At 66.7% G+C, this 19,883-nt stretch carries 26 protein-coding genes and 1 pseudogene; 17 read left to right on the forward strand and 10 right to left on the reverse strand.

The window, feature by feature from the left end; translation table 11 throughout:
• Window positions 1-26: 26 nt before the first annotated feature.
• Entirely contained in the window at window positions 27-389 is a 363-nt protein-coding gene (locus tag ACWGE0_RS00065; protein ID WP_452258649.1) for a hypothetical protein, read from the reverse strand.
• Window positions 390-517: 128 nt separating this feature from the next.
• Between ACWGE0_RS00065 and ACWGE0_RS00070 the strand changes: the two genes are divergently transcribed.
• From ACWGE0_RS00070 to ACWGE0_RS00085, 4 genes and pseudogenes are all read left to right on the forward strand, one after another.
• Window positions 518-1,219, forward strand: a complete 702-nt coding sequence (locus tag ACWGE0_RS00070) for a response regulator transcription factor (protein WP_452258650.1) — start codon at window positions 518-520, stop codon at window positions 1,217-1,219.
• Window positions 1,216-1,926 (forward strand): histidine kinase dimerization/phospho-acceptor domain-containing protein, encoded by a 711-nt coding sequence (locus ACWGE0_RS00075; protein ID WP_452258651.1) that lies wholly within the window; start codon window positions 1,216-1,218, stop codon window positions 1,924-1,926. The genes ACWGE0_RS00070 and ACWGE0_RS00075 overlap by 4 nt, the downstream gene beginning before the upstream one ends.
• 12 nt (window positions 1,927-1,938) lie before the next feature.
• Window positions 1,939-2,253: pseudogene (locus ACWGE0_RS00080) on the forward strand (sensor histidine kinase); the annotation flags it as partial.
• Window positions 2,250-2,873, forward strand: coding sequence for a LamG-like jellyroll fold domain-containing protein (locus ACWGE0_RS00085; protein ID WP_452258652.1), 624 nt, complete (start codon window positions 2,250-2,252; stop codon window positions 2,871-2,873). The pseudogene ACWGE0_RS00080 and the gene ACWGE0_RS00085, both read left to right, overlap by 4 nt.
• Before the next feature lies 1 nt (window position 2,874).
• Here ACWGE0_RS00085 and ACWGE0_RS00090 read toward each other — a convergent pair whose 3' ends face one another.
• The 6 genes from ACWGE0_RS00090 to ACWGE0_RS00115 form a co-directional block, all read right to left on the reverse strand.
• Window positions 2,875-3,306, reverse strand: coding sequence for a chromate resistance protein ChrB domain-containing protein (locus tag ACWGE0_RS00090; RefSeq protein ID WP_452258653.1), 432 nt, complete (start codon window positions 3,304-3,306; stop codon window positions 2,875-2,877).
• Entirely contained in the window at window positions 3,303-3,794 is a 492-nt protein-coding gene (locus tag ACWGE0_RS00095; RefSeq protein WP_452258654.1) for a Chromate resistance protein ChrB, read from the reverse strand. Before ACWGE0_RS00095 ends, ACWGE0_RS00090 begins: the two co-directional genes overlap by 4 nt.
• Window positions 3,795-3,917: 123 nt before the next feature.
• Entirely contained in the window at window positions 3,918-5,231 is a 1,314-nt protein-coding gene (ligD, locus tag ACWGE0_RS00100) for a non-homologous end-joining DNA ligase (protein ID WP_452258655.1), read from the reverse strand.
• 36 nt (window positions 5,232-5,267) lie between these two features.
• The gene (locus ACWGE0_RS00105) at window positions 5,268-5,903 is read right to left on the reverse strand and encodes an ATP-dependent DNA ligase (protein ID WP_452258656.1); all 636 of its coding nucleotides are present in this window, start codon (window positions 5,901-5,903) and stop codon (window positions 5,268-5,270) included.
• Between the two features lie 74 nt (window positions 5,904-5,977).
• Window positions 5,978-6,304 carry a hypothetical protein gene (locus ACWGE0_RS00110; RefSeq protein WP_452258657.1) on the reverse strand — a complete coding sequence of 109 codons (327 nt, stop codon included), beginning with the start codon at window positions 6,302-6,304 and terminating at the stop codon, window positions 5,978-5,980.
• The gene (locus tag ACWGE0_RS00115) at window positions 6,294-6,623 is read right to left on the reverse strand and encodes a hypothetical protein (protein WP_452258658.1); all 330 of its coding nucleotides are present in this window, start codon (window positions 6,621-6,623) and stop codon (window positions 6,294-6,296) included. The genes ACWGE0_RS00110 and ACWGE0_RS00115 overlap by 11 nt, the downstream gene beginning before the upstream one ends.
• Window positions 6,624-6,732: 109 nt before the next feature.
• Between ACWGE0_RS00115 and ACWGE0_RS00120 the strand changes: the two genes are divergently transcribed.
• Together ACWGE0_RS00120 and ACWGE0_RS00125 are read left to right on the forward strand one after the other, a co-directional pair.
• Complete coding sequence (locus ACWGE0_RS00120; RefSeq protein WP_091680007.1) at window positions 6,733-7,080, forward strand: helix-turn-helix domain-containing protein; 348 nt, start codon at window positions 6,733-6,735, stop codon at window positions 7,078-7,080.
• A 20-nt stretch (window positions 7,081-7,100) separates the two neighbouring features.
• Window positions 7,101-8,036 carry a transposase gene (locus tag ACWGE0_RS00125; RefSeq protein WP_452258659.1) on the forward strand — a complete coding sequence of 312 codons (936 nt, stop codon included), beginning with the start codon at window positions 7,101-7,103 and terminating at the stop codon, window positions 8,034-8,036.
• 181 nt (window positions 8,037-8,217) lie between these two features.
• On the opposite strand, the gene ACWGE0_RS00130 is transcribed toward ACWGE0_RS00125, so the two are convergent.
• Entirely contained in the window at window positions 8,218-9,000 is a 783-nt protein-coding gene (locus tag ACWGE0_RS00130) for a winged helix-turn-helix transcriptional regulator (RefSeq protein ID WP_452258660.1), read from the reverse strand.
• Window positions 9,001-9,186: 186 nt separating this feature from the next.
• On the opposite strand from ACWGE0_RS00130, the gene ACWGE0_RS00135 reads away from it, so the two are divergent.
• The 5 genes from ACWGE0_RS00135 (at window position 9,187) to ACWGE0_RS00155 (ending at window position 12,904) form a co-directional block, all read left to right on the forward strand.
• A complete protein-coding gene (locus ACWGE0_RS00135) occupies window positions 9,187-9,993 on the forward strand; it encodes an alpha/beta fold hydrolase (RefSeq protein ID WP_452259315.1) in 807 nt (268 codons plus the stop codon).
• Between the two features lie 235 nt (window positions 9,994-10,228).
• Complete coding sequence (locus ACWGE0_RS00140) at window positions 10,229-10,906, forward strand: hypothetical protein (protein ID WP_452258661.1); 678 nt, start codon at window positions 10,229-10,231, stop codon at window positions 10,904-10,906.
• The gene (locus ACWGE0_RS00145) at window positions 10,873-11,199 is read left to right on the forward strand and encodes a hypothetical protein (protein ID WP_452258662.1); all 327 of its coding nucleotides are present in this window, start codon (window positions 10,873-10,875) and stop codon (window positions 11,197-11,199) included. Before ACWGE0_RS00140 ends, ACWGE0_RS00145 begins: the two co-directional genes overlap by 34 nt.
• A gap of 20 nt (window positions 11,200-11,219) precedes the next feature.
• A complete protein-coding gene (locus ACWGE0_RS00150; RefSeq protein WP_452258663.1) occupies window positions 11,220-12,416 on the forward strand; it encodes an FAD-binding protein in 1,197 nt (398 codons plus the stop codon).
• 155 nt (window positions 12,417-12,571) lie between these two features.
• Window positions 12,572-12,904, forward strand: a complete 333-nt coding sequence (locus ACWGE0_RS00155; protein ID WP_452258664.1) for a DUF6355 family natural product biosynthesis protein — start codon at window positions 12,572-12,574, stop codon at window positions 12,902-12,904.
• Window positions 12,905-12,919: 15 nt separating this feature from the next.
• Here ACWGE0_RS00155 and ACWGE0_RS00160 read toward each other — a convergent pair whose 3' ends face one another.
• Both ACWGE0_RS00160 and ACWGE0_RS00165 read right to left on the reverse strand, forming a co-directional pair.
• Window positions 12,920-13,645, reverse strand: coding sequence for a helix-turn-helix domain-containing protein (locus ACWGE0_RS00160; protein WP_452258665.1), 726 nt, complete (start codon window positions 13,643-13,645; stop codon window positions 12,920-12,922).
• Complete coding sequence (locus ACWGE0_RS00165) at window positions 13,642-13,992, reverse strand: zinc finger protein (RefSeq protein WP_452258666.1); 351 nt, start codon at window positions 13,990-13,992, stop codon at window positions 13,642-13,644. Before ACWGE0_RS00165 ends, ACWGE0_RS00160 begins: the two co-directional genes overlap by 4 nt.
• Before the next feature lie 266 nt (window positions 13,993-14,258).
• Between ACWGE0_RS00165 and ACWGE0_RS00170 the strand changes: the two genes are divergently transcribed.
• From ACWGE0_RS00170 to ACWGE0_RS00195, 6 genes are all read left to right on the forward strand, one after another.
• Window positions 14,259-15,434 (forward strand): helix-turn-helix domain-containing protein, encoded by a 1,176-nt coding sequence (locus ACWGE0_RS00170; RefSeq protein ID WP_452258667.1) that lies wholly within the window; start codon window positions 14,259-14,261, stop codon window positions 15,432-15,434.
• Window positions 15,435-15,440: 6 nt separating this feature from the next.
• On the forward strand, window positions 15,441-16,181 hold the full coding sequence (locus ACWGE0_RS00175) for a 5-formyltetrahydrofolate cyclo-ligase (RefSeq protein ID WP_452258668.1): 741 nt from the start codon (window positions 15,441-15,443) through the stop codon (window positions 16,179-16,181).
• A gap of 147 nt (window positions 16,182-16,328) precedes the next feature.
• Entirely contained in the window at window positions 16,329-17,183 is an 855-nt protein-coding gene (locus tag ACWGE0_RS00180; protein ID WP_452258669.1) for a radical SAM protein, read from the forward strand.
• 18 nt (window positions 17,184-17,201) lie between these two features.
• Complete coding sequence (locus ACWGE0_RS00185) at window positions 17,202-17,945, forward strand: AAA family ATPase (protein WP_452258670.1); 744 nt, start codon at window positions 17,202-17,204, stop codon at window positions 17,943-17,945.
• 47 nt (window positions 17,946-17,992) lie between these two features.
• Complete coding sequence (locus ACWGE0_RS00190) at window positions 17,993-18,772, forward strand: aminoglycoside phosphotransferase (protein WP_452258671.1); 780 nt, start codon at window positions 17,993-17,995, stop codon at window positions 18,770-18,772.
• Window positions 18,773-18,861: 89 nt separating this feature from the next.
• Entirely contained in the window at window positions 18,862-19,860 is a 999-nt protein-coding gene (locus tag ACWGE0_RS00195) for a helix-turn-helix domain-containing protein (protein ID WP_452258672.1), read from the forward strand.
• Window positions 19,861-19,883: the final 23 nt, after the last annotated feature.

The following is a 19,883-nucleotide window of genomic DNA, read 5'->3' on the forward strand; positions in this document are numbered from 1 at the left end:
CGGCTAATGTAACCGTGGTTTCAAACTCAGTAGAGGTACACGTCGACGACTAGGGCGGCGAGAGCCGCCAGCAGTGCGTACGCGGCGACGCGGCGGGACGGTTCGGCGGGAAGGAGCCCGTAGGTGAGAACCGCGGCGGCGAGGGTGAACACGCCCGAGCCGGTGTCCTGCCAGCTGACCGGGAACGCGGCGATGGGGGCGTCGACGAAGAACTGGGTGCCGTTCGTGGCGCGCAGGATCGCGTTCCACGCCACAGGGCCGATCACAGCGGCCGCCGTGCCGAGGGCGATCACAGCAGGTCGGCGGCCGCGCACCGCCAGGGCGAGCAGGACTGCCGCGGCGACCGCGGACAACGCGGCGCCGTAGAGGATGGTGTTCCAGTCGATCACAGTGGTCGCTCCTGAGGAAGTCGCGGAGTGCTGATGCACGGTTGTAGTGACCGGAGATGAAGACCGGATGAAGGTACCGAGCGTGATCTTCATCGGGGCTTCACGCAGGCGGGGCAGGGTGACGGGCGATGCGGATTCTGGTGGTGGAGGACGAGCCGAAGATGCGAGGGTTGCTGCACCGCGCCCTGACCGAGGAGGGCTACGCCGTCGACACGGCGGCTGATGGTCGGGAAGCGCTCACGCTGGCGGCCGTCGCATCGTTCGACCTCGTCGTGCTCGACGTCATGCTGCCGGAGGTGAACGGCTTCCAGGTGGCCGATCGGTTGCGCCGCAACGGAGTCTGGACCCCAGTACTCATGCTCACCGCGCGCGATGCGATCGCCGACCGAGTGCGCGGTCTGGACGGCGGCGCCGACGACTACCTCACCAAGCCGTTCAGCCTCGACGAGCTGTTCGCCCGCCTGCGCGCGTTGATTCGCCGCGGCCCGGTGGAACGCCCAGTGCTCCTCGAAGCGGGCGACCTGCGACTGGACCCCGCCACGCATCAGGTATGGCGTGGCGACTCTGCGATCGAGCTGACGGGCAAGGAGTACGCCGTGCTGGAGGCGCTGATTCGGCGGCCAGGCACGGTGTTCACGCGCGACATGCTGCTCGAACACTGCTGGGACCTGGCCGGCCGCGGCGGTTCGAACGTCGTCGACGTGCACATCCGCGCCCTGCGCGACAAGATCGACCGGCCGTTCGAGGCGGCCGCGATCGAGACCGTGCGCGGTGCCGGATACCGGCTGCGCCGCGACGGCGGCCGCACTCGTGTGCCAGGCCCGCGGTGAACCACCTGCCGTTGCGCGTCCGGCTGACCGCGGTGTTCGCCGCGGCGATGGCCCTCGTCCTCGCCGGAGCCGGTTACCTGACGCTCAACCGGTTCGAGGAAACCCAGACTGAGTATCCGTCCGGCGATGCGGGTGAGGCGGCACTGCGCGACCTCGGGGTGGAACTCCTGATCGCGCTGCCGTTGGTCCTGGTGGTGGCGACAATGGGTGCGTATCTCCTTGCGGCAGCGGCATTGCGCCCGGTGGAGCGACTGCGTGCCCAGGCTGCGGCCATCACCGACACCACGCCGGATCGCCGTCTCGACGTCCCTCTCGGTCGTGACGAGATCGCCCGTCTCGCCGAGACGCTCAACGACATGCTCGGCCGGTTGCAGGCCGCACTGGACCGCGAACGGCAGTTCGTCGCCGACGCCAGCCACGAGCTGCGCACGCCTTTGAGCCTGCTGCAGATCGAGCTGGACCTGGCACTGCGCCGTCCCCGCACCGTGGAGGAACTCACCGCCGCACTCGGGTCGGCGCACGAGGAGACCCGGCGCGTCGTCAGGCTCGCCGAGGACTTGCTCCTGCTCGCCCGTTCCGACCAGCCACGTGCCGACGTGCCAGACTCCGTGGTCCTCCTGTCCCCGTTGCTCGATCGCATCGCGGGCCGGCGCGGCTGCGACGTCGACAGTCCTCCGGAGCTCGCGGCGGCGGCCGAGCCCCTGTGACTCGAACGTGCGGTTACGAACCTGGTCGACAACGCCCAGCGGCACGGCCGCCCGCCGGTTGTCGTGACCGGACGCTGGGTGGACGGACAGGTGGAGGTCAGGGTGCGCGACCACGGCTCCGGCTTCCCGCCGGAGTTCCTCCCGCACGCCTTCGACCGCTTCAGTCGCGCCGACGCCGCCCGTTCGGGCTCGGGCACCGGCCTCGGGCTGGCGATCTCCGCAGCCGGCGCCATCGGGCACGGCGCCGCCAACCACGCGGAAGGCGGAGCCGAGGTGTGGCTCATCTTCCGTGCCGCCACCAGCGATCGCGAGGCAACGCCAAGATGATCCGCACACTGTTCGCACTGACGCTCCTACTGGCCGGATGCACGTCCAGTCCGGTCGAAGGACGCGCGCCCACTCAGGGGTCGACCGCTGCGGCAGGCCACACCGAACGGTTCACGTTCGACGAGAACACCGACGTGCCCGCCGCGTTCGACGGCACCTGGACAGTCCGTCCGGAGAACGGAACCAACGCGCTGTGCCAGACCGGGGATGCGACCTTCCCCGCGATCGCGTTGACCACCGGCAACTATCGCGACGGAGTGGTCACCGTGCGGTTCAACCCCATCTCCGGCAAAGAGGACCAGGCCGCCGGAATCATCTTCCGCGTCGTGGACAAGGACAACTACTACATCCTGCGGGCCAACGCCCTCGAGGGGAACGTCAACTTCTACACCTACGTCGACGGCAAACGCAGCAGCATCAAGGAGTCCAGCGTCCCGGTGGCCGCGGGCTCCTGGCACGAGCTGCGCCTCGAGGTGGACGGTTCGACCATGACCAGCTACCTCGACGGCACCCGCCTGGTCACCGCGACCGATTCGACCTTCACCGCCGGGCGAGTCGGCCTGTGGACCAAGGCCGACTCCCAGACATGCTTCGACGACCTGACGATCACCGCTCGCTGACTTAAGCCGGCTCGCGGCCGAGGAGCCCAGCGCGTTTGAAGTACTCGTAGAGCCCGTCGAAGATCGGCTTGGTGACGGTGAGCGTGTGCTTGTCGTCGCCGATCATGGACAGACCGCGGAGAACGACGTCGAGGCCGGGAGCTTCAGGCGCGTCATAGCGTTCGTCGTCGATGTCGGCTTCATGGATGATCTCCGCGATCCGCCACAGCACCGGGTCGGTGATGTCGTACCGGCGCAGGATGGTCTCGAAGCTGCAGTCCCCGCCGTGGTGGCCGAGGTCGACCCCGCGCATGTCGAACGGTGTGGCGTCCGGTGGCACCTCAGCGGGGTCGGTGACGAACACGAACTCCGCCTCGGCGTCGACGCTGCGGCGGATCAGCCAGGCACAGGCGGCGCGGTCGATGTGGATGCCGGCGCGGGTGGCCCACTTCATGCGGTCTCCTGCTGTGTGTTGTCCGGGTGCAAGCCGGTGACCGCGCGTTCGGCGGCCAGTCGTTGCGGGGGAGGGAAGTAGTCGCGGCGGTGGATGCGGCGCAGTTCGGCACGCAGTCGTCGCATGACCCGAAGCCGCTCCGGCTCCGTCGATGCCGCAGCTTGCTCGGCGTCGGCGAGAACGTTGGCGTATTCGGCGGCGCGGGCGTCCGCCATGGTCTGGGCGAGCTGACGCTCCTGGTCGAGGCTGGCCGGTTGGGCCAGCCACACCATGGCGGAACCGTCGGCCTCGAGGACCTCCTCGGCGATCCACTCCAGGTGTTCGCGGGTGCGGGCGTCCGCGGGCAACGCGACCAGTCCGTCGCCGAGCTGAGCGACGCCCAGCCGCTTGAGTTTGCGCCACACCGTGATGCGGGGTGTGGACGGCTCGCGGGGAATCCGGTAGGACAGCAGCACCCACTGACCCGGTGTGCCCGATTGGCTGGACATAGCGCTGCTCACCCGATCAGTTTGGCTGCTCGCTCGTCACCGGTCAGCTCGTGGGGTGCGTGTTGTGCGTATCGACAGCGGTCCGCAGCCTCGCACCGTTGTCGACGACCCGTTCGCGCGACGTCAATCGGGAAGGGGTGCTCTGTCCCGCTCGACTGGCGAGAAGAGGTCTCCGAGTTCTGTGGCGCGGTCGAGCATGTCGTCGGCGTGGAACGTCAGCTGTTCCGTGCGGCGGCATCCGCGGACCTCGTCCCAGGTGATCGGTGTCGCGACGGTCGGCTCGTCACGACCGCGTAGTGAGTATGGCGAGATGGTGGTTTTGGCGGCGTTGTTCTGGCTCCAGTCGATGAACACCTTGCCCTCGCGCTGCGCCTTGGCCATCGTGGCTGTGACCAGGCGTGGTGTTTCCCGTTCGAACGCCACCGCGATGGCTTTTGCATAGGCCGAGGGACTTTTGGCGTTCGCCGTCTCGATCCCCGCATAGACCTGGAGGCCCTTGGAGCCTGATGTCGTGGCGACCGGAACGAGCTCGTCGGCGACGAGCACGTCGTACAACCGTTCGGCCACCCGGCAACAGTCGACGATCGTGGTGCCAGGACCGGGATCGAGGTCGAACACGAGCCGGTTCGGCAGGCCGCGCGTGCCGCCCGAAACAATCCACTGAGGAACATGCAGTTCGAGCGCGGCGAGGTTGGCGGCCCACACGAGTGCGGCGAGCTCTTCCAGCAGGGGATAGCGAACGATCTCGTCGGCGTCGGCTCCGCGTCGGGAGCCGCCGCCGCGCAGTGGCACGGTCGGCAGCCAGTCCGGTGCGCTGGCGTCGGTGTTCTTCTGGAAGAACTTCTGTCCGTGAACCCCGTTGGGGAACCGTACGAACGTGACAGGCCTGTCGCGCAGATGTGGCAGCAGGATCGGCGCGATGCGGCTGTAGTAGGCGATGACCTCGCTCTTGGTGGTGCCGTCCGGATACAAGGGCTTGTCCAAGTTGGACAGTATGAGCGTGCGTCCACCGGCGTTCACCGTCACGCGGTTTCTGATCTCGGGTGGCGCAGCTGCGGGTTGAGGGCCGGGGCGGCCGGGTTGCGGCGCGATCACCTCGGAGGGTTCCCGGTCCGCGCGCAGGCCGCGCCACGCGGTGTGCCGCAGCCGGCCGTCGTCGCCGCGGGTGAACTGCCGGAACCGCACCTCGCCGACCAGCACCGGATCTACCCACCGGGCGCGCACCACGTCCTCGCGCGGTGGAGTAGTCGCGAAGGGATGACCGGAACGCTCCAACGGTTGCAGCCGGTCGCGCAGCTGGTCGCGTTCCTGGCGGGTGAAGCCTGTGCCGACGTCGCCGATGTAGACCAGCTCGCCTGTGTCTGGATCGTGCGCGCCGAGCAGGAGGCCGCCGACGGTGCCGGTGAAGCCGCTCTGGCCGGGCCGCCATCCGCACACGATGACCTCGCGTGTCTGTACGAGCGGGTGCTTGCACTAGAAATCGGGGCGCTTGCCAGGGAGGTAGGGGGAATCCAGTCGCTTCGCGACGAGTCCTTCGTGGCCTTCCGCGGCCACGCGTTCGAGGAGCCGCTGCGGGGTTAGGCGCTCTGCGGTGAGGTCGCCGGTGGTGAACGAGGGCACGACGGTGATCCGGAACGGATCGGGCATCGGGAGCTCGGCGAGCTGATGCCGTCGCTGTTCATACGGCTGGTCGAGGAGGAGTTGGTTGTCGAGCTGCAGGAGGTCGAACGCCAGGAAGCGGACCGGCACGTCCTCGAAGGGGTCGGCGCGTTTGGCGGTGCGGTGTTTCTGGAAGCGGCCCCGACGTTGCTGCAGCAGGCCGAAGTCGATCTGGCCAGCCTCGTTGTAGACGACGACCTCACCGTCGAGCACCGCGGCGCGCCCTTGCAGCGCCGCGGTGAGCACGCCGGTCAACTCGGTGAACTCGGCGGTGAGGTCGAGACCGTTGCGACTGGTCAGCACTGTCGTTCCGTCGGCCGCGATCCGCATTGCGACGCGGTAGCCGTCCAGTTTGTACTCGTATGCCCATTGCCGCCCCTCGCGCAGGCGGCCGCCGTCGGGTTTGGCGAGCATGGGGTTGATCCAGGCGGGAACGGAGTCGTGTGCCACCGCGGCCTCCGATCCTGGCGTGTTGCCTGCTCACCAGGAATCTGAAGGTAACCCGAACGGCCTAGCTTCGCCCGTCAGCGCAGCTCGGCTCTGTCGCGCAGGCGCAGCACGTGGAACGGAACCAGTTGGTCGACGAGATACACCTTCTCGGGCCGGCCGTCGGCGTAGCCGATCTCGTAGTTGACGACGCCGAACCAGTCGCCGTCGACACTCGGGAATCGGCCGTGAAGCCTGCCGGGCACCTCGCCGGTCATGTCCAGGCCGGTCTCGATCACGTGTCGAGGTGCACCTGCGACGCGGGCGAACAGGCGATCCAACTGGACCCCGACGCTGGTGAGCACAGCCCGCCGGCCGTGGACGTCGTCGCCCTCCCAAACGGTGTACGGACTGTTAAGCGCCATGTCCGCCTACCGTGGTCAACGCTCGGCTTGCGCGGTGGAGTACGAGTTCGAAGTAGCGCTCCTCGGACAGCTCGGCGCTGTCGGGAGCGGGCGCCGTGGCCGCCAGCCGCCAGACGTCGTCGGCGCCGTTGGTCGCGCACGCGAGGCAGCTGATGTGAGCCTCACCGTTTCGCACGACCGCGCGGAACCGGGCGTGGCCGAGCGTGTGCCGCCCGAGCTTGCACCTCGCCGGCAGGAGGGCCACCGGTCGTCCGGTCGAGTCGTACCTGTAGGTGAGCGTGCCGTCCATTTGGGACGGTTTGAGAAGCTGCCGATCCATGACGCGAAAACCTATCACCGCGTTCGTACATATGTTCGATTGGATGCGTGTGGAGTGCGTCAGACTTTGTGGCAGGGTCCGAGGCTGATCGGTCACGAAGGGTGTCTGGGTGAGCAGATCGCAGAAGCCGTCCCGGCAGGTGCAGGTGGACGAGCAGATCCAGGTCGTCTTGGCGGTGTTGAAGGGCGAGTTGTCGCTGGCCGAGGCGGCGCGCCGGCATGGTGTTTCCTCGGCGACGGTGGGGAACTGGCGGGACCGGTTCGTCGACGCGGGCAAGGCGGGCATGGACCGGTCGCTGCCCGGCCCGGACGGCGGTCAGTCGCAGACCGAGCGGCGGCTCCGCACCGAGTGCAAGGAGCTCAAGCTCGCCCTGGCGGAGGCGACGGTGCAGCTGCGGATCTGGCAGAAGGGCTCGGAGTACATCGACGCGGTCCCTTCGCCGACCTCGAGGCCCTAAGAGCGACACATCACGTGTCGGTGTCGAGGTTCGCAGCACTGGCCGGGATCCCGGAGCGGACCTACTGGCGGCGACTCGCGCGTCACCGCGCTGGCGGCCCGTCGAAGGGTCCCTGGTCCGCGCCGAAGGTGGACACAGTCGAGGCGACCGCGGCGAAGTACGCCGCGGACTGGCCCGCCTGGGGACACCGCAAGATCGCCGCGATGATGCGCGCCGACGGCCACACAGTGTCCACCTCGACCGTGGAACGGGCGTTACGCCGCCGCGGGCTGCTGCTGCCGTCCGGGTTCCGCGCCGACCGCAGATCCTGGTCACGGCTTCGCAAGCGGGTGTTCCGTGACCCGCCGACCGAGCGGAACCGGGTCTGGCAGATGGACTTCAGTGAGTTCGAGACCGCCCGCGGCGGGATCTGGCGGATCTGCGCCGTTATCGACTACGCGAGCAAGTACTGTCTGGCCGCCACCGTCACCCCAACCAGCCGCGGTCAGGACGCGCTCGCCTGCCTGCGGCGTGCGGTGGTCGAGGCGGAACGGGTCCTCGACCTCGATGATCTCCGCGCCGACCGGGGCTGGATGGACGTCATCGACGCCGACGACTTCGTCATCGGCGAAGCGCCCGCACCGGTCGCGGTGGTCACCGACAACGGGCCGTGCTTCCGCGGGACCGTGTTCGCGGAGGCGTTCACCGGCGACGACCCGCTGTTCCGCCATATCCGCACACGGGTGAGGAGCCCACAGGCCAACGGCGTGGTCGAGCGGTTCTTCGGCACGCTGAAGTACGAGCACCTGTATCGGGCGGTGATCGGCGACGGCAACGCGTTGGCCGTCGAGATCAACTGCTTTCGCCACACCTACAACACGTTGCGACCGCACCAAGCCCTCAACGACCGGACGCCGCGACAGGTGTACCTCACCAGCCGGAGAGCCAGTAGCCACCCGGTCCTGTCGTCCCGTTAGGGGATGGGCTACTGCAACAAGTCGATCATGCTCGGTCGTGGACCAGCGCCAGGCGTTGAGCTGCGGGTCGCTATCCAAGTGGTGCGTCGTCGTCTCGGCGATGAGTTCCGCGGGCCCGCGGAGTCTGAACTGTCGGCCGGCGTAACCTCGCCACCGGTGTCCGGGGTCCGCGGACTGCCGCTCACCCCCGACGACTTCTTGCGCTGACGGCGGGATCCGGGTGTTCGGCGTTCGGTGACTCGGGGCTAGGTGAAACGGGGCCCGGCGACACGGGATCCGTCGGCCCGGGGTCCTGTGGCGCCGGATAACGCACGGCTGCGGGAAAGCAGCGCAGCAGTGCGGCGAGCCGCGTGGTATCGCCCGCCACCTCGGTGTCTGCCCGCTCGACGGCGTCGTGCAGCGCCGCACCGGCGAACACCAGATCGCGCAATGTCGCCGCCTCCGGCACGGTCAGCCACGCCTCGGGTTCGGCGTGCTCACCGCGGTCCAACTCGAGGCGCCCGCCCGCAACGGTGATGCGGAACCGATCGCCCGCGACGTCCAGCTGGCAGCGCAGCGACAGCTCACCCGCCAGTGCCGGATCGAAGGTGGCGCGCAGGGCGAACAGCAGCGCGTCGACGCTCAGTTCCGCCGCGCCGTCCTCGGGCAGCGGTGCGCGGCTGCCCCAGTGGGCGAGCGCGCGGAGCACGGGCTCCAGTTCCTGCCCGCGCTCCGTGAGTTCATACACGGCGGCGGGCGCAGGCGGTCCCAGGCGCCTTCGCCGCACCAGGCCGTCGGCTTCGAGCTCGCGCAACCGCTGCGCGAGGACGTTCTGGCTCATCTGCGGCAGCCCGCGGTGCAGGTCGGAGTAGCGCTTCGGGCCGAAGACCAGTTCCCGCACGACGAGCAACGCCCACCGCTCGCCGACCGCATTCAGCGCTCGCGCGATGCCGCAGGGGTCGTCGAACAGCCGCTTCTTGCTCATGCACCCGATTGTACTTGCACAACAGGTGTGAATGCTACTAAATTAGGAGTGTGAATCTGTGGCCTCCGTCGACGGCACCGTCATCGGCTACACACGGCACGGCGACGGGGCCCCGGGTGGTCCTTGGTCGACATGCTCCGACGGTGACGACCACGCATCGAGAAATGGAGAGAAGCAGTGAACGAGATGACACTTCGTGTGACGTCTACCGACGGTACGAGGATCGCCTACGACCGGAAAGGCACTGGCCCGGCGGTAATCCTGGTCGGCGGCACCCTAGACGACGGCGCTGAGAACGCGCCGCTGGCCCGGCTCCTTGCCAACCATTTCACGGTCTACAACTACGCACGACGCGGCCGGGGCGACAGCGGCAATACACCGCCGTACGCCGTGGCGCGGGAGGTGGAAGACCTCGACGCGCTGATTGCGACAGCCGGCGGCTCAGCTCACGTGTACGGCGCCTCATCTGGCGGCGCCCTCGCGCTGGAGGCAGCAGCGGCAGGTTCGGCGATCGACAAGATCGCGGTGTGGGATGTGCCGTACGTGATCGGGGACGACCTGTGGCCGAGGTTCAACCAGTACATCGCGGACACCCACGAGGCATACAAAGCCGGCCGGGACGAGGAGCTCCTGGAACTGTTCATGAGGCTTACCGGCGGACCCGACGCGGACATTGCGGCTGGCAAACAGCACCCGCTCTGGGCCTCGTCCGTCGCGCTCGCCCACACGCTCGTCAAGGACGCCATGGTCCTCAATGACTACAAGATCCCCACAAACCGACTTGCCCGCATCACTCAGTCGGTCCTGGTGACCACCGAGGGTCCGACCACCCAGCCCCAGTTCGCAGGCCTCCCGACCGACTTCTTCGACCGCGCCGCGAAAGCGATAATTGCTGCCATTCCCCAGACCGAACGACACACGCTCGACGGGCAGGGACACGTCGTCGCCCCCGAACTCATGGCCCGTGTACTGAAGACGTTCTTCAACCAGTAACCCGTCGACTGATCAGGTCGCGACCGTGGGTCGCTTCGGAACGCAGGCCCATCGGCCACGTCAGCATCGGTCGGTGAGCGGCGACTCCTGAGTTCCGGCAGTCCACCCGCTTGGCTGCCACCGGCCACGGGTGCCCGACCGGTTGGTGTTCTGGGGAATCTTGATCCGCCTCACCACGGGGGGCGTCGTGGGTCGACATCGAAGCAATCCTCGAACACGTGCCGCTCTGTCGCGTTTGGTCGATCTCTACCTGAACACCGGAGCCGCGGCGATCCGGATGTTGTGGCCGTCCCGGCCGAGGAGGCCGCTCGATATCGCTCGGGTCGACATGGCGACGCTGACGTTCAATCGGCCAGCTGATGCTGTCCGGTGGTTCGAGGACGAGCTGCAACTCCTCGTTCGTCTGGTCCGGTGCGGCGCTCGCTGGAACCTCACCTCGGTCGCGTACCTGCCGGTGGTCGTGAACGAGATGCTGTTCCACCGCCGCGCCTGGTCGTGGTGGGTGCCCGCTCTGCGGGACGCGCTGGAGATGGCGCAGCAGGGTGGCCACCGCGATGCGGAGGCGTGGGCGCTGGAGACACTCGGCGACGCGGGCATCGACGAGTTGAAGGCCGCGTCGTCTGCTGGCCCGTACCGGCAGGCAATGCAGATCAGGACCGAGCTGGGCGACCTCAGCGGAGTCGCCGCGTGCCACGTCGGCCTCGGCCGGGCTTGCTACCAGCTCAACGACCTCGACGCCGCCACCACACACCTTGAGGCCGCTCGCCAGTTGAGCACAGAGGCCCAAGACCAGTGGGAGTTCGCGGTGGCGTCCGCGCACCTGGCATCCGTGCTGGCCGCTTCGGGCGACGCCGCCGGGGCACGACTCTGCTCACGCAGGTGCAGACGATCTTCGACGAGGCCGAGGACCTGATGTCCTCGGGGTGCACGTCGACCCTGCTGGCGGGTCTGGCCGAGTCGGGTGCCGAATACGAAGTCGCTCTGCACCACCTGGAGAACGCGCTGCGCACCTTCAACAAGGTCGCCGACGTCTGGAGCCAGGCCCACATCCACAGGCGCGTCGGCGACCTGCACGCCGCCCGCGGCAACCTCCACGTCGCCCACAAGTCGTGGTCCGCGGCCGCCGAACTGCTCAGTGGAAACACCGAGCCGACCGCAGCTGGGTTGCGGGAACAGCTGATCGAGAACCTCAAGGATGACGTCTAGTGCACCAGGCGCTCAGCACCATGCCCGCGCTCACCGGAAGTCTGGACATCGATGAGAACGCGCTCGCGTGGGCCGCGCACGACTACGGCGACACCGTTCACCACCTTCCGACAGCCGTTCTGCGGCCTGCCGACGCGGCCGACATCAGCGCGGTGATCAAGCACGCCGGCGAGCACGACTTCGCCGTCGTCCCACGCGGACAAGGTCACTCCACCAGCGGCCAAGCTCAGGCGCCCGGCGGAGTCGTCATCGACATGACTGCTCTCTCCGCGGTCCGCGAGGTGGGACCAGACCGGGTGGTGGTCGACGCGGGCGCGAAATGGAGTGACGTGCTGCGCGCGACCCTGCCGCACGGGCTGACGCCGCCAGTGCTCACCGACTACCTCGAACTGACTGTCGGCGGCACCCTGTCCGTCGGCGGCCTGGGCGGGGCCAGCCATCATCACGGCGCCCAGACCGACAACGTTCTCTCGCTCGACGTCGTCACCCCTACCGGCGATGTCGTGACGTGTTCGCCGAGTTCGAACCGCGCCGTGTTCGATGCAGTTCGCGCGGGCAGGGGACGCAATGGCGTGATCACCCGCGCCAGCCTGCGCCTCGTCCAAGCCCCTGAAACCGTTGCCTGGCACAAACTCCACTACGACACCATCGGCCAGCTCGTTGCCGACCAGCGCCAACTGGTGACCACTGGAGAGTTCGACTACGTGGAGGGGCAACTCAAGATCCGTGAAGGTGAACATGTCGCTGAACTGGAGGCCGTCACGTTCACCGGAACGAGCAGCGGATCAGGTGATCTCAGCGGCATGTCCTTTCGCGAAGCCGAAACCCAGGCTGTGACCTACTGGGACTTCGTCGATCGGCTCGCACCTGGAGAACCCGTCCTGCGTGAAGTCGGGCTCTGGGACTCGCCGCACCCGTGGTGCAACCTCCTCGTACCAAGCGCCGCAGCAGAGGATCTGCTTCACCACGCTGATCGCGAACTCGGCGCCGATCTCTACAGCGACTTCGGCCTCGTTCTCGCCTACCCGTTGCGCACCGACAGGATCACCACGCCGCTGATTCGCCTGCCCGGCGATGACCTGGTGTTCCTCGTCGCAGCTCTGAGGTACGCGCCAGCAGCATCACCACAGGTCCTCACCGCGATGCACGAGGCCAACGACCGCTTGATCGGCGAGACGCTCGCCGCCGGAGGCACCTTGTATCTCGATCCGCTGTGAGCCGGGCGTCTTCCGTCTGCTGTGCACGGGCAGACGGAAGACGTCTTCCGAATCCACTGTGGACGCCCGAAAACTGAAGTGCACCAACCACTTCAGGAGAAGGGCAGAACCAAACCATGAACGGACGACTTGCTCGCACCGCTACGGCGGCAGGGATGGTGCTCGTGAGCGTTGCCCTGGGCTTGATCGACTCACCTTCCAGCGCAGCCGAACCCAATGAGCTGCCACCCTGTGGCTTCTCCGAGCTGAATCCGCCACGAGGTCAGCAGACGGCACGCTACTACCACTGCGGAGGCGGCTTCATCCTGATCAAGTATCACTGGAGCCGGGGAAGCACTGGCACAACATGCCTTCCTCCGTGGGACGTGCATCCGTTCTTCTGGGACGGGGAGTACAGGGTCGTGAACGCCTACTACGTCACCACCAGGCCGAACCTCACCGGTCCGCCCGATGACCTCAGGTGCTCGTTGGTCCAACCGCGAGTTTGACCGACAAGCGTCGAGTCACCGAGAGGTGCTGATCGTTGTGCGCTGGGGCCTTGTTCGAGCAAGCTCGCGAAGGCGACGTTCGGCGAACTTGTGAGTGAGCACCGCACGGAACGTCGGTTCGGCGACTCGCAACGCCAACACCTGCTTGTCGGGCTTAGAGCGGCACGTAGCTTGGACGATCAGGTCGGCCGCGTCGACCTTGTAGACGTGAGCGAGCTCGGCGAGCGTGATCAGGGTTGGTACTGCGCGCCCGTTCTCGAACTGCGACAGCTCGGTGTTCGAGATAGTCGACACCCTCTCGGCAACCTCTGCCTGACTTGGTCCGAACGCGATGCGCGCGTCGCGCAGTGCTTTGCCCAACGCGACCGCATACGGCTGCTGCGTGGAGAAGTCTCCCAACGCACGGTCGATGTCGAGTCCGCGCTCGGCCGCCAGTTCCCGGAGGTCGGCGTCGTCGGCTTGTTGAACCAACGCGCGTGCTCGGTCGACGCGTTCCGCCGACAACCAGAAGTGATCTTCGGCGGGGAAGACATCCACGTCGGTCCGCCGACCGAGCACGCGCACCTTCGTGAACCGGCGCAGTTGGTTTAGCAGGTCAACCGCCGCGAGGCGGGTTAGCTCCGAGAGACGAGCGACGTTGTGCTCGACGCCCACTCGGTCGAGGAAGGCCACCAGGACGAGGCCGCCTTTGCGGTTCCAGGACAGACGTGTGTCCTTGGAAGCCCGTTCGGTGATCTTCATTGGCGGGCTGTTTGGAGATGGGCGCCCTGAGCGATCAACGTGTCGACGACGAGCGCAAGCACGTCGATCGGACCGTCGTTGTCGGATGCCTTGGACGCTCCGGGACGCGAAGACAAGGGCCCAGCGTCTCGACCCTTTCGTGGCCACGGCAGGATGCCTTCGGATTCTCGCCACGCCAGGTCGCACTCGTTGCACGTCGGCCAGTAACGAGCTTCGTTGGGCCACCTGTCAGGACCCGCCGTCACCTCGATACCGCAGAGGGTGTGGCCGACGTCGTCGACGCCTAGTTCCTGTGGTATCGCATGGCGGCCCTCGTCGTGTGGCTGCCATTTGTAGCTTCGAACCATGCCCGATCACTTCCCGTGAACGTCTGCGCGAACAGCGCACCTGATGTCGGCAGTGATCCACGGAAATCGACATAACTGTGGAGAACCAGGGCGGGTATCCATCCGCGACCCAGCAGGAATCGGTCATCTGGCGCTCCTGCCTGCGTAAACGCCGGGATGACCCGACCGGGTGGAAATGAAGTTCTCTTGGCGGAACGGTTGTTCGGTAGGTGTTCCGAGCTAGCCTGTGCAGGCACAATGCGCCGAATTCGCGTCAGGGGAGACCGATGGCGAAGCCGAGGAAAGGGCTAGCCGCCCGCCGCAAGGCTATGGGGTATTCACAGGAGAGCCTGGCCGAGCTCATGCGAGTCACTCCCGGAACCGTCGGTCGCTGGGAGCAGGGCAAGTCCGCCCCGGAGGCCTGGCTCCAGCCGCGCCTCGCGAAGGTGCTGGTGGTGTCCGTTCAGGAACTGATCGACATCCTGAACCCGCATGCTGAGTCGCCGGCACCAGGGCCCGATGACGCTGATCGTCTGGAACGCGCGCTCGCGAACCCGTCAAAGGTCGACCTCGTCACGGTGGCGGAACTTCGTCAGCGCGTCGCCCTGTTGAGCGTCCTCTATGACGGCGAGCGATCGACCGGGTTGCTTGCCGAGGCGGGACAGGCGCTCGGGCAGACCCGATTGCTTCGCGACCATGCCCGCGAGTACCGAGTGAAACGGGACCTTCTGGCGGCTGAGGCAGAAGCGTCCACCTTGATGGGGCAGTTCGTCTGGGACGCGTCTCAGCGTCGCGATCACGACGCCGCGAAGAAGCACTTCACGACCGCGGCAGAAGCAGCCCGCAAGATCAACGATCCGGTGCTGAAAGCTGTCGCGCTCCTGCGAACGTCATACGTTGAGCTGTACGGCACCGAGGACCCAGTCGAGGGCCTCGTTCTGACCGAACGTGCGGCCGACGTGGCTCGGGGGCACAGCGATGTGTTGACGGGGCTGGCAGAACTGCATGCCGCTGAAGCGCAGGCGATGGTCGGAGAACGCGATGCGTGTGAGCGTTCGCTGGACCGAGCGCAAGACCACTTTGGACGGATCTCGGCCGACGAGCCAGTCGTGGAGATGTTCTCCGAGACGCAGTACGACCGCCTGGCGGGATCCTGCTACTTGCGTTTGAACGACGCTTCCAGGGCTCAGTCGACGCTGGAACGGATTGCTTCCCAAGCGCCATCCCGCTCGAAGTCGCGCAGCATCGTGCTGGCGAACTTGAGCTTGGCGCACATCCAACAGCGCGAACTCGATCACGCCGCGGCGGCCTTGCACATTGCGATCGACTGCGTCGAGAGCACATGGGGCAACGGTGGCCTCAAGGTGATCTTCGGCGTGGCACGGAAACTCCGGCCCTGGCGGAAGGAACCTGTGGTAGGTCAGGTGTATGACCGCCTGTTCACGATGATGGCGGCGTCGTAGAAAGGTTTGCCTGTGGCGAATCCGGACGAGGCTAAGAACGAGATCCGCCACCGCGTCTGGGACTTGCTCACCGAACACCGCGCCGCTCAACCTGACGTGCACGGCTCGATCCCGAACTTCGTGGGTGCCGAGCTGGCAGCTCAAAGGCTCGCGGAGCTGTCGGTCTGGAAGCAGGCACACGTGGTGAAGGTGGTACCGGACAAGCCGCAGGCGCCGGTCAGAGTGCTAGGTCTTCAGCAGGGCAAGCTGCTTTACGTTGCGGTGCCCAAGATCGCAGCGGCGAAGCCGTTCTACGAGCTCGATCCTGCGAAGCTGCCTGTCTCGCCTGAGGAAGCTGCGGTGCCGAAGAAGGCTGCGTTGTTCGCGAGGACCGTCGACACGGACGACATACCCAAGATCGACCTGCTCGTGTGCGGAACGGTGGCGGTGAATCGCCGAGGCGTCAGGCTGGGCAAGGGCGCGGGATACGCCGACATCGAGGTCGCCCTGCTTCAGGAGGCAGGGCTGATCAGTGAGGCGACGACGATCGTCACAACCGTCCACGACCTCCAGGTGGTCGATGGCGATCTCCCGGAGACCAGCCACGACTTCTCCGTCGATCTGATCGTGACCCCGACTCAGGTCATCGAGTGCGGGCCGCCTCGACGGCCGGCGGGGATTCTGTGGTCAGAGCTGGATCCAGCGAAGATCGCTGCCATTCCGGCTCTCGCCTCGCGGGCAGCTCGGCGCCCTGCGTCTGACCAGTGACTACCTGATCGGCACAGCGACGTCCTCTGGCTTGGAGCGCCTCCAAGAACTACGCAGGTAGTACGGCGGAGCGCGAGAAGCGAGGGGAAACAACACGTGGGGGCTCAACTCGACCTGCAAGCGCAGGTGAGGTTCGCATGGCTTGAGGTGACTGGGAAGTGTCAGCTGCAGTGTGACCACTGCTATGCCGACTCTGGCCCGGCTGGTTCGCATGGCGCGATGACTGCCGAGGACTGGGGTAGGTCGATCGATCAGCTCGCCGGCCTCGGAACGCGCATGGTCCAGTTCATCGGAGGCGAGCCGACACTGCACCGCGCACTGCCTGGACTCGTCCACCACGCTCTTGACCGCGGGCTGAGGGTCGAAGTGTTCACGAACCTGGTGCATATCCGTCCAGAGCTGTGGGAGGTCTTCTCACGGCCGGGCGTCCAGCTCGCCACCAGCTACTACTCGGATGACGCCAAGGAGCACGAGCGGATCACACGAGGTGCGCGTAGCTACGAGCGAACGAGGTCGAACCTCGTCGAAGCCGTTCGGCGATCGATTCCGGTGCGGGTGGGCGTGATCGACGTCGACGAGGGGCAGCGTGTCGACGGGGCAGTGGCCCAGTTGAGAGGTCTCGGCGTCGAAGGCGAGGTGCGGATCGATCGTCTGCGGCAGGTCGGCCGTGGCGTGCGTGACAGGTCGCCTGACCTGGGTGAACTGTGTGGCCAGTGCGGTGACGGTAGGGTCGCGATCGCACCGGACGGGTCGGTGTGGCCGTGCGTGTTCTCCCGGTGGTTGCCGGTAGGCAATGTGCGGGAGGAGTCGCTCGCCGACATCCTGACGGGATCGAGGATGACGGAGACCGCATCATTGCTCGCGACGGATTTCGCCCGGCGAGCTCTGAACCCGTGTGTGCCCAACATGTGTGATCCGCAGTGCGGGCCCAGCTGCAGCCCGGCGTGTCGGCCTGCCGGCAACTGCACGCCTACGGGAGCCTGCGCTCCGGACTACGACTGATCGAAGGAACTTCCACCTATGCTCGCCCGCCGTGCGTACATCCCCAAAGAGCTGCTGCCTCGTGGCTCCCGGAGGCCGTGGCCGCTCGATGTTCCGTGCGTCGCCCAGCTGGCAGACGAAGGGATGACCTTCGAGCGGCCGGTGACCTTCCTGGTCGGCGAGAACGGCTCTGGCAAATCCACGTTGGTTGAGGCCTTCGCTGAGGCGTGGGGGCTGGACGCGCAGGGCGGGCGGGCGGGGCGGAAGTACGTCAACGACAGGCCGAAGTCCGAGCTCGGTGAGATGGTGCAGTTCGACACCACCGCCCTGGGTGCCCGGCACCGCATCGGTCCGCGGACCAAGCGCAAGGGCTACTTCCTCCGTGCGGAGACCGCGTTCGGGTTCATGAACGCGGTCAGCGGCATGAACGGGTACTGGGACGAAGACACAAGCGAGATGAGCCACGGCGAAGGCTTCCTCACCGTGTTCGCAGCGATGTTCCGCGAACCCGGCTTCTACCTGATGGACGAGCCCGAGGCCGCGCTGTCGTTCCAGTCCTGCCTGCGCTTGATGCACCTCATGCACGAACTGGGCAAGTCGGGTGCGCAGATCATCTGCGCGACCCACTCGCCGATCCTGGCGTCCACACCGGACGCCGACATCATCGAGGTGGGGGAGCACGGCTTCCAGCGGTCGAAGTGGGAGGACCTCGCGCTGGTTGACCACTGGCGCCGGTACATGGCCACGCCCGAGGCCTACTTGCGCTACGTCACCGAGGAGTAGCGGTGCCCGAGGACCTCACCGACGCTGACGCCCAGTTTCGTGAATGGATGCGTGAGAACCTTCAGCGGGCCGCAGCGCACTTCGGACTCGCTCTCGCCGGCGAGCCTCGGCTCGGTTGGATGGACCGCTCGGTCAGCGCACTTGCCGTCCGTGGCGAGGAGCAGTTCTGGTTGCGGGTGGTGTCGGAGAACAAGCAGTGGATTGACGGAGCCTTCTGGACCGGCAACTTCGACGCCAACGTGTTCACCGGCCTGGCCAAACCGCGCGTGCTGGACGTCTACGAGTGGGAGGAGCACCGGCAACAGCGCGCAGAGGTGCTGACCTTGTTGCCAGGCTCGCCGTGCTCCCACACCGACGCACTGCGCGAGCCGATCGATCTGTCCGACGCATGGTGGGCTGAACTTCGTCGCACGATCGACACCGTCGCCTCGACACCGACGGATCGGGTCAAGGCGGACCAGGAGCTGGTCAGCAGCCGAATCCGGCAGCGGTTCGGGGACGCCATGAAACCTGTTGTCTCCCAGTGGGAAACCGTGCACGGCGACCTGCATTGGGCCAACCTCATGGGACCTGGCTTCGGCCTGCTCGACTGGGAATGGTGGGGACGCGGGCCAGTGGGCACGGACGCCGCGACCTTGCTCTGTTACAGCCTTCTGGTGCCGGAGATGGTCGAGCGGGTTCGGTCCGTCTTCGGCGATGTGCTCGAGTCCGAGCCAGGGCGACTTGCTCAGCTCTATGTGGTGGCCAGGCTCTTTCGCCGGATCGACAAGGGTGATCATCCGGACCTCGCCTCAGCGCTTGCGGCTCATGCAGAGACGCTGGTGTGAGCGTCCTGGCGATGGCGCAAACACCTGATCGGGCTACCCCTGCATGCCCGCGGCATTTCTGCAGGTGAGACGTAGTAGTTGCGGGATTTGTGCTGGGTTGCTGCGCGATTGATGAGCTGGTCTGCGCTGGGCTGGGGCAGTTGGCTGATTGTGCCTGGCACAACAGATCCCAGCTACAGCAAGGAATTTCCCATGCCGAAGAGGTTCTCCACGCTCACGGCCGCGAGTTCGGCGACGGTCTCCGCGCGGCCATCAACGCCTCTGGCATGACGGCGCGGAGGATCGCCGAAGTTCTCGACTGGAACGAGGCCAAGGTCTCGGACTTCGTGAACGGCAAAGGGGGATGCACCGAGATCGAGCTAGCGCTGCTGCTGGGTGTCTGCCGCACGCCGCCGGAGGAACGTGACCACCTGTTGGAGCTCTTCCACGCGGCGGAGGAGACCAGGGGCTGGTGGCAGAGGCACGGGTCGTGCGTGCCTGTGCGGCTTCGCACGCTCGTCGAGCAGGTTGCGGCGGCCAAGACCTTGACCACGTGGCACCCGCATGGGCTTCCGGTGTTCCTGCAGTCGGTCGACTACATGCGTGCGGCGATCTCGGCTTCTGCGAATGTGCCGGCCGAGGAGATCGATCAGCGGGTGAAGGCGGGACAGCAGTTGCAGGAGCTTCTCTCGGGCCGTGGGCTGCAGTGCACGTTCTACATCCACGAGCAGGCGCTGCACCTACCGGTCGGAGGCCATGACGCCCACGTCGGGCAAGTCCACCACCTACTGCTGATGACAGTCCGCTCCAACGTCAAGATCAGGATCGTGCCGACCGCGATCGGTGCCCACGCGGGCATGAGCGGGGCCTTCACGCGCCTGACCTTCAAAACGTACGAGCCGCTGGTCTTCCTAGAGCACGAGAACTCCACGCTCATCGAAGAAGACAAGGCTGCGGTCGACGGCTACGAGGAGGTTGTTCGCTCGCTCGACAGCGCCAGCCTGGACGCGGACCAGTCGAAAGCCGTGATGCTCCAACTCGGAGAAAACCTGTCCGCCGTCGATTCCTCGGGACATGCGGGGCCTCTGCCCGGCAACCACACTTCGTGAGTCGAGGGCTGCCCGCTCGTCCT

The sequence above is a fragment of the Lentzea sp. NPDC054927 genome, from assembly GCF_053610285.1.

What these genes read in the sequence shown, in the direction of transcription:
- ACWGE0_RS00135 (WP_452259315.1), top strand. Translation starts at nt 9,187, where the DNA reads ATGACACTTCGTGTGACGTCTACCGACGGTACGAGGATCGCCTACGAC.
- ACWGE0_RS00170 (WP_452258667.1), top strand. Translation starts at nt 14,259, where the DNA reads ATGGCGAAGCCGAGGAAAGGGCTAGCCGCCCGCCGCAAGGCTATGGGG.
- ACWGE0_RS00090 (WP_452258653.1), bottom strand. Translation starts at nt 3,306, where the DNA reads ATGAAGTGGGCCACCCGCGCCGGCATCCACATCGACCGCGCCGCCTGT.
- ACWGE0_RS00130 (WP_452258660.1), bottom strand. Translation starts at nt 9,000, where the DNA reads ATGAGCAAGAAGCGGCTGTTCGACGACCCCTGCGGCATCGCGCGAGCG.
- ACWGE0_RS00115 (WP_452258658.1), bottom strand. Translation starts at nt 6,623, where the DNA reads ATGGATCGGCAGCTTCTCAAACCGTCCCAAATGGACGGCACGCTCACC.
- ACWGE0_RS00190 (WP_452258671.1), top strand. Translation starts at nt 17,993, where the DNA reads ATGCGTGAGAACCTTCAGCGGGCCGCAGCGCACTTCGGACTCGCTCTC.
- ACWGE0_RS00160 (WP_452258665.1), bottom strand. Translation starts at nt 13,645, where the DNA reads ATGAAGATCACCGAACGGGCTTCCAAGGACACACGTCTGTCCTGGAAC.
- ACWGE0_RS00185 (WP_452258670.1), top strand. Translation starts at nt 17,202, where the DNA reads ATGCTCGCCCGCCGTGCGTACATCCCCAAAGAGCTGCTGCCTCGTGGC.
- ACWGE0_RS00085 (WP_452258652.1), top strand. Translation starts at nt 2,250, where the DNA reads ATGATCCGCACACTGTTCGCACTGACGCTCCTACTGGCCGGATGCACG.
- ACWGE0_RS00165 (WP_452258666.1), bottom strand. Translation starts at nt 13,992, where the DNA reads ATGGTTCGAAGCTACAAATGGCAGCCACACGACGAGGGCCGCCATGCG.
- ACWGE0_RS00110 (WP_452258657.1), bottom strand. Translation starts at nt 6,304, where the DNA reads ATGGCGCTTAACAGTCCGTACACCGTTTGGGAGGGCGACGACGTCCAC.
- ACWGE0_RS00150 (WP_452258663.1), top strand. Translation starts at nt 11,220, where the DNA reads ATGCCCGCGCTCACCGGAAGTCTGGACATCGATGAGAACGCGCTCGCG.
- ACWGE0_RS00155 (WP_452258664.1), top strand. Translation starts at nt 12,572, where the DNA reads ATGGTGCTCGTGAGCGTTGCCCTGGGCTTGATCGACTCACCTTCCAGC.
- ACWGE0_RS00070 (WP_452258650.1), top strand. Translation starts at nt 518, where the DNA reads ATGCGGATTCTGGTGGTGGAGGACGAGCCGAAGATGCGAGGGTTGCTG.
- ACWGE0_RS00095 (WP_452258654.1), bottom strand. Translation starts at nt 3,794, where the DNA reads ATGTCCAGCCAATCGGGCACACCGGGTCAGTGGGTGCTGCTGTCCTAC.